The organism is Microbacterium sp. UBA3486, assembly GCF_002377845.1.
Classification (GTDB): domain Bacteria; phylum Actinomycetota; class Actinomycetes; order Actinomycetales; family Microbacteriaceae; genus Microbacterium; species Microbacterium maritypicum_A.
The window spans coordinates 1-8,783 of sequence record NZ_DFQP01000013.1; the positions used below are offsets into that span (position 1 = coordinate 1).

Annotated in this window: 8 protein-coding genes and 1 pseudogene; 6 read left to right on the top strand and 3 right to left on the bottom strand. The window is 69.4% G+C overall.

Going from position 1 to position 8,783, the window contains the following annotated elements; all coding sequences use genetic code 11:
* Positions 1 to 350, top strand: a pseudogene (locus B2869_RS01710) (succinate--CoA ligase subunit alpha); the annotation flags it as partial.
* A 51-nt stretch (positions 351 to 401) separates the two neighbouring features.
* Here B2869_RS01710 and B2869_RS01715 read toward each other — a convergent pair.
* Both B2869_RS01715 and B2869_RS01720 read right to left on the bottom strand, forming a co-directional pair.
* Entirely contained in the window at positions 402 to 911 is a 510-nt protein-coding gene (locus tag B2869_RS01715; RefSeq protein ID WP_292761956.1) for a DUF664 domain-containing protein, read from the bottom strand.
* 74 nt (positions 912 to 985) lie between these two features.
* Positions 986 to 1,564: a TetR/AcrR family transcriptional regulator gene (locus B2869_RS01720; RefSeq protein WP_292761958.1), complete on the bottom strand. Its 579-nt coding sequence runs from the start codon at positions 1,562 to 1,564 to the stop codon at positions 986 to 988.
* A 76-nt stretch (positions 1,565 to 1,640) separates the two neighbouring features.
* On the opposite strand from B2869_RS01720, the gene B2869_RS01725 reads away from it, so the two are divergent.
* On the top strand, positions 1,641 to 2,045 hold the full coding sequence (locus B2869_RS01725; protein ID WP_292761960.1) for a VOC family protein: 405 nt from the start codon (positions 1,641 to 1,643) through the stop codon (positions 2,043 to 2,045).
* Positions 2,046 to 2,105: 60 nt separating this feature from the next.
* On the opposite strand, the gene B2869_RS01730 is transcribed toward B2869_RS01725, so the two are convergent.
* Positions 2,106 to 3,581: an NCS2 family permease gene (locus tag B2869_RS01730; RefSeq protein ID WP_021198859.1), complete on the bottom strand. Its 1,476-nt coding sequence runs from the start codon at positions 3,579 to 3,581 to the stop codon at positions 2,106 to 2,108.
* Positions 3,582 to 3,671: 90 nt separating this feature from the next.
* Here B2869_RS01730 and B2869_RS01735 point away from each other — a divergent pair, with 90 nt between their 5' ends.
* The 4 genes from B2869_RS01735 to B2869_RS01750 all read left to right on the top strand — a co-directional run.
* Positions 3,672 to 5,048 (top strand): DUF6350 family protein, encoded by a 1,377-nt coding sequence (locus B2869_RS01735; RefSeq protein WP_167253309.1) that lies wholly within the window; start codon positions 3,672 to 3,674, stop codon positions 5,046 to 5,048.
* 63 nt (positions 5,049 to 5,111) lie between these two features.
* Positions 5,112 to 5,699, top strand: coding sequence for a phosphoribosylglycinamide formyltransferase (gene purN, locus B2869_RS01740; protein ID WP_029258570.1), 588 nt, complete (start codon positions 5,112 to 5,114; stop codon positions 5,697 to 5,699).
* A 42-nt stretch (positions 5,700 to 5,741) separates the two neighbouring features.
* Positions 5,742 to 7,349: a bifunctional phosphoribosylaminoimidazolecarboxamide formyltransferase/IMP cyclohydrolase gene (purH, locus tag B2869_RS01745; protein ID WP_029258569.1), complete on the top strand. Its 1,608-nt coding sequence runs from the start codon at positions 5,742 to 5,744 to the stop codon at positions 7,347 to 7,349.
* Between the two features lie 167 nt (positions 7,350 to 7,516).
* Positions 7,517 to 8,783: AlkA N-terminal domain-containing protein (locus tag B2869_RS01750; protein ID WP_292761966.1), on the top strand; the 1,267-nt coding region annotated here is incomplete at its 3' end.

Below are 8,783 nucleotides of genomic sequence, written 5' to 3' on the forward strand. Positions count from 1 at the left end.
TCGGCATCGGCGGCGACCCGGTCATCGGCACCACGCACATCGACGCGCTCGCGGCGTTCGAGGCCGACCCCGAGACCAAGGCGATCGTGATGATCGGTGAGATCGGTGGCGACGCCGAGGAGCGTGCCGCCGACTACATCAAGGCGAACGTCACGAAGCCGGTCGTCGGCTACGTCGCGGGCTTCACGGCTCCCGAGGGCAAGACCATGGGTCACGCCGGTGCGATCGTCTCCGGTTCGGCCGGCACCGCTCAGGCGAAGAAGGAGGCCCTCGAGGCCGCCGGCGTCAAGGTCGGCAAGACGCCGTCCGAGACGGCAGACCTGATGCGCGCGATCATCGAAGCGCTCTGATCTGAGCTACGCTTGATCTGAAGGCCCCGGACTCCACTCCGGGGCCTTCTTTCATGCCTGTTCGGTCGGCCTGGCGGCTCGGCGGCGCCCAGCGAGGATCGCTGCCCTCAGGATGTCGAGCTGTCCGGTGTTCCAGCCCAGCTCACTCAACACGTGGACGTAGATCGCGAGCAGGCTGCGCCGGTTCTCGCCGACTTCGTCGTCGAGCCCGCGATCGGTCAGATTGCTGTCAGCGAGGGCGCTGATGCGTCGACACTCTGCCGTGACGGAGGCGATATCGTCGGTGCGCCGCACTTTCCAGGAGTTGGCGGTGGCCACCGGCAGGCCGATCTCGGCCCGGGGGCGCCCGGTGATCCTCTCGTCGAACCAGACGCCCTCCACGTACGCCGTGTGACGCACGACTCCCAGCGGACTCGGAGCGCCGGGGATCGGCGCGGACCGCGCCTCCTCTTCGGTGAGGCCTTCGAGGCTGGCCAGAATGAGCTCCCGGTACTCGAGGAGGCGCCGGTCGACGTCCCGTCTCAGGTCGAACGGGTGGTCGTCGCGGTGTCGGTGATGCACGGGATCTCCTCGGGGTCGGGACTCCACCCTCGACGCCGGTCGGTGCGCTGCGCCGTCGGCGCGCCGTATCTCACTCAGCCGGGCGGGACCACGGCATCCAGGATGCGCTCGAGTGCCACGTGCGCTTCCGACCGCGCGTCGGCGTCATCGGGGTGCGCGGCGAGCCACAGGGCGAGCTCGTTCATCGCTCCGGAGAGTGCGGCGGTGAGCGGATCCACGAGCGCGGGGGAGACGCCGGCTTCGCGTAGGCCCGTGCGCAGCTCCTGCTCCGGTCCATCCGCGTCGAGTCGGCGCCACTGCTCCCCGCCGAGCACGGCGGGACCGTCGACGAGCAGCACGCGCGACGCCGCTCCCCGGGTGATCGCGTCGAGGAACGCGTGACTGCCGTCGCGGAGAGCGGCATCCGGAGCACTGTCTTCCGTGGCGTCGCGGATCGCGTCGGCAACGGACTGCTGCTGGGCAGCCGCGACGTCGCGGAAGAGCAGCGGCTTCGACGTGTAGTGGTGGTAGACCGCACCTCGTGTGACTCCGGCAAGGCGGGCGATCTCGTCCACGGATGCGGTGGCGTACCCGTGCGCGGCGAAATGGGTCGTGGCGGTCTCGAGAATTCGTCGCGCGGTCTCGGCGGCGTCGGCCGCGGATGCTCGGGGCATGACTCTTTCCTTACGTACAGGTTGTATGTATCCTAGTCACGCAGAATACAAACACGCTGTATGTAAAGGAGAGGCAATGCGGATCACGAGCTTCTACCCGGTGCTGATGGTCGAAGACGTCGCAGCGAGTGCGCGGTTCTATCGAGAGGAGTTCGGCTTCGAGGTGGTGTTCGAGGCCGACTGGTACGTGAGCCTGCGCTTCGATGGCGGTGAGCTCGCGATCCTCGACCGTTCGCACGAGACCATCCCCGAGGGGTTTCGTGAGCCCGTGCGCGGGCTGCTGCTCAACGTCGAGGTGCCGGATGCCGCTGCCGAGCATGCGCGCCTGGTGGGGGAGCGGGGTCTGCCGGAACGGCTGCCGCTCCGCGACGAAGCCTTCGGTCAGCGCCACTTCATCGTCGAGGCGCCCGGCGGTGTGCTGATCGACGTGATCGAGCCGATCGAGCCGTCGCCGGAGTTCGCTGCCGCCTACGCGGGCTGAGCATGCGAAGAGGGGCGGATGCCGCAGCACCCGCCCCTCTTTCGTGATCTCGGATCGGCGTCAGATCCCGACGCCGAAGAGCGCTTCGATCGGACCTCGGGCGAAGAAGATCAAGAAGCCGGCGCCCACGACCCACAGCAGCGGGCTGATGGACTTGGCCTTGCCGGAGAACGCGTGGATGAGCACCCAGCTGACGAAGCCCGCGCCGATGCCGTTCGCGATCGAGTAGGTCAGCGGCATGACCGAGACAGTGAGGAACACCGGCAGCAGCACGCGGAAATCGCTGAAGTCGATGTAGCGGATCTGCGCCATCATCATCGCACCGACGATGATCAGCGCGGCAGCGGCGATCTCGGTCGGGACGATCGACGTCAGCGGAGTCAGGAACATCGCGATCAGGAACACGACGCCGGTGACCACGTTCGCGAGTCCGGTGCGCGCACCCTCGCCGATACCGGCGCCCGACTCGATGAAGACCGTGCTCGAAGACGAGGAGGTCGCGCCACCGGCGATCGCGCCGACACCCTCGACGACCAGCGCCGACTTGATGCGGGGGAAGTCGCCGTTGTCGTCGGCGAGGTTCGCCTCCTTCGCGAGGCCCGTCATGGTGCCCATGGCGTCGAAGAAGTTCGTGAAGAGCAGCGTGAAGACGATCATCACTATCGCGACGAGGCTGACCTTGCTCAGGTCGAAGCTGAAGTCGACGGCGCCGATCAGGCTGAGGTCGGGCACACCCACGGGGGAGCCGTCGAGCGCGGGAACCGTCAGGCCCCAGCCTCCCGGGTTGACCACGTTGCCCTCGTCATCGAAGCCGCGGGCCCCGATGTGCCAGATCGCCTCGACGATGACTGCGAGCACGGTGCCGCCGATGAGTCCGATCAGCATGCCGCCCTTGATCTTGAGGGCGACGAGGATGCCGGTGAGGAGGAGGGTGATGACGAACAGCAGGGTCGGAACGGTCGCGACCGATCCGTTCACGCCGAGGCCGACCGGAGGAGACGAGGCGCCGGTCGCCGTGACGAAGCCGGAGTTGACGAAGCCGATGAACGCGATAAAGAGGCCGATACCGACCGTGATCGCGATCTTCAGCTGGAACGGCACCGCGTCGAAGATCGCCTTCCGCAGCCCGGTGGCGGCGAGCAGCACGATGACGACACCGTTGATCATCACCAGCGCCATGGCCTCGGGCCAGGTCACCTGGCCGACGACCGAGAACGCGACGAAGGCGTTGATGCCGAGGCCGGCGGCGAAACCGAACGGGAGGCGCGTGACCAGTCCGAACAGGATCGTCATCACACCGGCGGTCAGCGCGGTGGCGGCGCCCACGGCGTTGAAGCTGAGCATGTCTCCGGCGACATCGGGCTTGCCGGAGAGGATGATCGGGTTCAGGATCACGATGTAGGCCATCGTGACGAATGTCACCAGACCCCCTCGGATCTCGGTGCCGATCGTGGATCCGCGCTTGCTGATCTCGAAGAAGCGGTCCAGGGAGTTCTTGGGTTCGGTGGATGCCGGGGCGGGCGGGGCAGTTGTCATCGGGAAACCTCCGGAGAAACGCTATCGTGTCGCCGACCCCACGCGCGCCCCCAGGGCTTCGTCGGCAACTCGTCGTAGTCTCGAAACGCTATGCAACGCCTCCTCGTCGCGCTCCTCGCCGCCTTCGACGCCGCCATCGCTGCGGCCGTCGGTCTCGTCGTGCTGCTCGCGCCGCTGACGCTGCTGTGGACGCTCGCCTTCGGGGTCACGGCCGACTGGGGCGCGCTCTGGCCGCTCACCGGCACGCTCTGGGAGTTCGGCCACGGCGTGCCCCTCGAGGTCACGATCCCGGACGAGCTGCTGGTCGCTCTCGCGATCCCCCCGCAGGCGGCCTCGTTCGCGGTCTCGATCACTCCACTGGCGTTCCTGCTCTTCACCCTGCTTTTCGCCGCCCGCTCGGGTGCCAGGGCCGCGGCAGCCGGAACGTGGCTGCTCGGCTCAGTGTCCGGAACGGTGGTGTTTGCCGCCATCTCCACCGGCGTCGCTTTGACCGCGCGACTGGATGCCGTGCAGACCCCCCTGGCCCTCGCGATCGGGCTCCCCACCGCCGTCTACCTCGTCGGCGCGGTGTGCGGGGCTGTCCGGGTCGCATGGGAAGAGGGGGATGGCGGAGTCCTCGACCGTCTGCACGACCGCATCGACGCCCGCGAGGATTGGGCGCCCGTCCCCGTCGCGATCGTGCGCGGCACGGCCTTCACCCTGGTCGGCGTGATCGGAGCGGCCGCTCTGGCCCTCGCCGTCATCACGCTGTTCCGCGGTGGCGAGGTCGTGGCGCTGTTCCAGGCTGCCCGCGTCGATGCGCTCGGCGCGACCGTGATGACGCTGGCGCAGCTCGTGTATCTCCCGACCCTGATCGTGTGGGCGGCGTCCTGGCTCGCCGGCCCCGGCTTCGCCGTCGGCGTCGGAACCGCGGTCTCGCCCGCCGGTACGCAGTTGGGAGTCGTTCCGGGCATCCCGGTGTTCGGGCTGCTGCCCGAGAACAGCTCGATGTGGATGCTGATCGTGGTGCTCGTCCCGATCGCCGCCGGTGCTTTCGCCGGCTGGGCGGTGCGTTCGCGCCTCGTCTGGGAGGGCACGCCGTTGGGGACGATGCAGCGGGCGGCGATCGCGGTGGGGATCGCCGTCGTCAGCGCAGGGGTCGCGGGCCTCGCCGCGGTGCTCGCGAACGGCTCGATGGGTCCGGGAAAGCTCGCCGATGTCGGTCCCGCGGCTCTTCCGTTCATGCTGGCCCTCGGGCTGGAGGTGCTCGTCGGCGCCGCGATCCTGCTGCTGTCACCGCGTCACCGCGATGAGTTGGCCGAGGAGCGTACGGACCGCTGGATCGCCGAGATGACCGAGTTCGACCCGAGCATCGCATCGGCGCGGACAGCGCCCGGTATCCCCTTCTCCGAGACGCCGACGTTCGACGACACGGCGCCCCTGGACGATGTCCGCGGCTTCGCCCCGCCGCGTCACGAGCGCGATTGACGTCCACCGCCCGTGAGCGGAAGCCGGGCGGAAGAGGGCTTCGCGCCCCGGTAGACTGGGCGCGTGCTCACGGTCGCCGTTCTCATCTCGGGCACCGGCTCGAATCTTCGCGCCCTCCTCGAGGCCGCTCGTCACCCCGATTTCCCCGCCAGGGTGATCGTCGTCGGTGCTGACCGTGAGGCGGACGGACTCGCCCACGCCGAGGAGTTCGGCATCCCCAGCTTCACCGTGCCCTGGCATGAGCACGAGAGCCGCGAAGCCTGGGGGGAGGAGGTCGCCCGCCAGCTCGCCGTCTGGGCCCCCGATCTCGTGGTGCTCAGCGGCCTCATGCGTCTGCTTCCTCCGTCGCTCGTCGCGCAGTACTCGCCACGCCTCATCAACACCCACCCCGCGTACCTTCCCGAGTTCCCCGGGGCACACGGCGTCCGTGACGCCCTCGCCTCCGGCGCGGCCGAGACCGGTGCCAGCGTGATCGTGGTCGACGACGGTGTCGACACCGGGCCGATCCTGGCGCAGGAACGTGTCGCGATCCTCGAGGGCGACACCGAGCACAGTCTGCACGAACGGATCAAGCCCGTCGAACGTCGACTCCTCATCGACGTCGTCCGCGGGATCGCCACCGGCGCGCTCGTCCTCGACCCCTCTTCCTGACCCCCTCCCCCCGACGCCCCCCCCCGCACGAAGGAGCCCATCATGGCCGGCCCCCGCCACGACCCCACGCTCTACCGCGATCGCGACACCGTGCCGATCCGGCGCGCTCTCGTCTCGGTGAGCGACAAGACCGATCTCCTGGTCCTCGCCGAGGCTCTCGCCGACGCGGGCGTCGAGATCGTCTCGACCGGCTCGACGGCATCGACCATCCGCGATGCGGGTTTCCCCGTCACCGACGTCGCCTCCGTCACGGGGGTCGCCGAGATGCTCGACGGTCGCGTCAAGACGCTGCACCCGAAGATCCACGGCGGTCTGCTCGCCGATCTGCGCCTCGAGGATCACGAGCGCCAGCTCGCCGAACTCGACATCACCCCGTTCGAGCTCGTCGTCGTGAATCTCTACCCGTTCGTCGAGACCGTCGCCTCGGGCGCCGTCGGCGACGATGTCGTCGAGCAGATCGACATCGGCGGGCCCGCGATGGTGCGTGCCGCCGCGAAGAATCATGCCAACGTGGCGATCGTGGTCTCACCGCAGTCGTACCCCGGCATCATCTCGGCCCTCGCCGACGGCGGCACATCGGTGTCGCAGCGCCGCGAACTGGCCGCCCGCGCCTTCGCGCACACGGCGGCCTACGACACGGCGGTCGCGTCGTGGTTCGCCGAGGGGACGCTGCAGGATGACGGCGACCTCCCGACCCACCTGACGATCCAGGCCGAGCGCCTTGCCACGCTCCGCTACGGCGAGAACTCGCACCAGCGCGGCGCGATCTACACCCGTGCCGGCGGCCACGGCATCGCCCAGGCGACGCAGCTGCAGGGCAAGGAGATGTCGTACAACAACTACGTCGACGCCGACGCCGCGCTGCGTGCCGCGTACGACATGGTCAAGCCGGCGGTCGCGATCATCAAGCACGCCAACCCGTGCGGCATCGCGACCACCGCGCCGAACGCCCTCGACCCCATCGCCAGCGCCCACCTGCGCGCGCACGAGTGCGACCCGGTCTCCGCATACGGCGGGGTGATCGCGGCCAACGGCACGGTCACCCTCAAGATGGCCGAGAACCTCAAGGACATCTTCACCGAGGTCATCGTCGCGCCGTCGTTCGAGCCGGCCGCGCTCGAGGTGTTCAAGGCGAAGAAGAACCTGCGTCTGCTGCAGCTGCCCGAGGACTGGCAGCAGGAGCGCATGGATGTGCGTCTCGTCTCCGGCGGACTGCTGCTGCAGGACGCCGACCGCTTCCCCGACGACATCGTCTCCGTCGCGAAGAACTGGGAGCTCGTCTCCGGCGAGCGTCCGAGCGACGAGGAGATGGAGAACCTCATCTTCGCGTGGAAGGCGTGCCGCGCGGTCAAGTCGAACGCGATCGTGCTCGCGAAGGACAACGCCACGGTCGGCGTCGGCATGGGCCAGGTCAACCGTGTCGACTCGTGCCGCCTGGCGGTCGAGCGCGCAGGCGACCGCGCCGCGGGATCGGTCGCGTCCTCCGACGCGTTCTTCCCCTTCGCGGACGGCGCCCAGGTCCTGATCGACGCCGGAGTCACGGCGATCGTGCAGCCGGGCGGTTCGGTGCGTGATGAGGAGGTCGTCGACGCGGCTCGCAAGGCCGGCGTCACGATGTTCTTCACGGGGGAGCGCCACTTCTTCCACTGAGTGCTCTCCGCGCTCGCACCTCGAGACCCACTCTCCACGTCGAGACCCGCACGCGCCGCTCCGGCGACGTGGGGGTGGACGAGGCGGGTGGGTCTCGGCGTTCCCGACTCGACAGCCGTGTCCGATTTCCGCCAGTCGGCGTCGAGGGAGCGTGACAGAGTGGAGGCATGAGCTTCCCCGTGACCGACTTCGACGAGCGCTACCGCGCGATCAGCGCGCGCGACACCCGCTTCGACGGGCAGTTCGTGACCGCCGTCCGCTCGACCGGGATCTACTGTCGTCCGAGCTGCCCCGCCCGCACGCCCAAGCCGCAGAACGTCACCTTCTATCCGACGAGCGCCGCGGCTCACGAGGCCGGGTATCGGGCGTGCAAGCGATGCCTGCCCGAGGCGGCGCCCGGTTCTCCCGCGTGGGACATCCGCGGTGACACCGCCGCGCGGGCGATGCGCCTGATCTCGGATGGCGTGGTGGAGCGCGAGGGCGTTCCCGGGCTGGCTGCGCGCCTGGGATACTCCAGCCGGCACCTCACGCGGCTGCTGACCACCGAACTCGGCGCCGGGCCGCTCGCACTGGCGCGAGCACACAGGGCGCACACCGCGCGCATGCTCCTCGTCGGCACCGACATGCCGATCTCCGACGTCGCCTTCTCCGCCGGATTCGCGAGCATCCGACAATGCAACGACACGATCCGCGAGGTGTTCGGACTCACCCCGGGCGAGCTCAGGGCCCGACGAAGGCTTCCGGCGTCCGCGGCTCCCGGGTCGATCGACCTCGTGCTGCCCTACCGCGGCCCGCTCGACGCGAGCGGCATCTTCACCTGGATGGCGGCACGCGCCGTTCCCGGTATCGAGGAGACGACGTCGACGTCGTTCTCCCGGCATCTGCGGATGTCGGGAGGACCCGCCTGGTTCGACGTGCGTCAGGACGATGCGGCTCGTCTGCACCTGCGCGCCCGGGTCGCGCGGCTGGGAGACCTGGCCCCGCTCGTGTCGATCGTGCGGCGCATCTTCGACCTCGATGCCGATCCGCAGGCGATCGACGAGGCGCTCTCCGCGCACACCGAACTCGCCCCGCTCGTTGCGCGCACCCCCGGGATCCGGGTGCCGGGGTCGGCTGATCCGCACGAGATGCTCATCCGCGCCATGGTGGGGCAACAGATCACCGTGGTCGCCGCCCGGACCGCGCTCACAGCACTCGCCGAGGCGTTGGGGGAGCGCACCGAGAACGGATTGCTGTTCCCGACGATGTCGGCCATCGCCGCGCAGGGCGCCGAGGTGCTGCGCGGCCCGGCCGCCCGCATCCGCGCGATCACCGGTGCTGCCGCCGCCCTCGCCGACGGCTCCCTCCGGCTCACGGTCGGAGACGACGGCGTCGAGCAGCGCGCTGCTCTGCTCGCGATGCCGGGAATCGGACCCTGGACAGCCGACTACGTGC

Excerpts from the sequence above, each read along its gene's own strand:
- B2869_RS01730 (WP_021198859.1), bottom strand. The coding sequence starts at position 3,581 with ATGACAACTGCCCCGCCCGCCCCGGCATCCACCGAACCCAAGAACTCC.
- purH (WP_029258569.1), top strand. The coding sequence starts at position 5,742 with ATGGCCGGCCCCCGCCACGACCCCACGCTCTACCGCGATCGCGACACC.
- B2869_RS01725 (WP_292761960.1), top strand. The coding sequence starts at position 1,641 with ATGCGGATCACGAGCTTCTACCCGGTGCTGATGGTCGAAGACGTCGCA.
- B2869_RS01720 (WP_292761958.1), bottom strand. The coding sequence starts at position 1,564 with ATGCCCCGAGCATCCGCGGCCGACGCCGCCGAGACCGCGCGACGAATT.
- B2869_RS01735 (WP_167253309.1), top strand. The coding sequence starts at position 3,672 with ATGCAACGCCTCCTCGTCGCGCTCCTCGCCGCCTTCGACGCCGCCATC.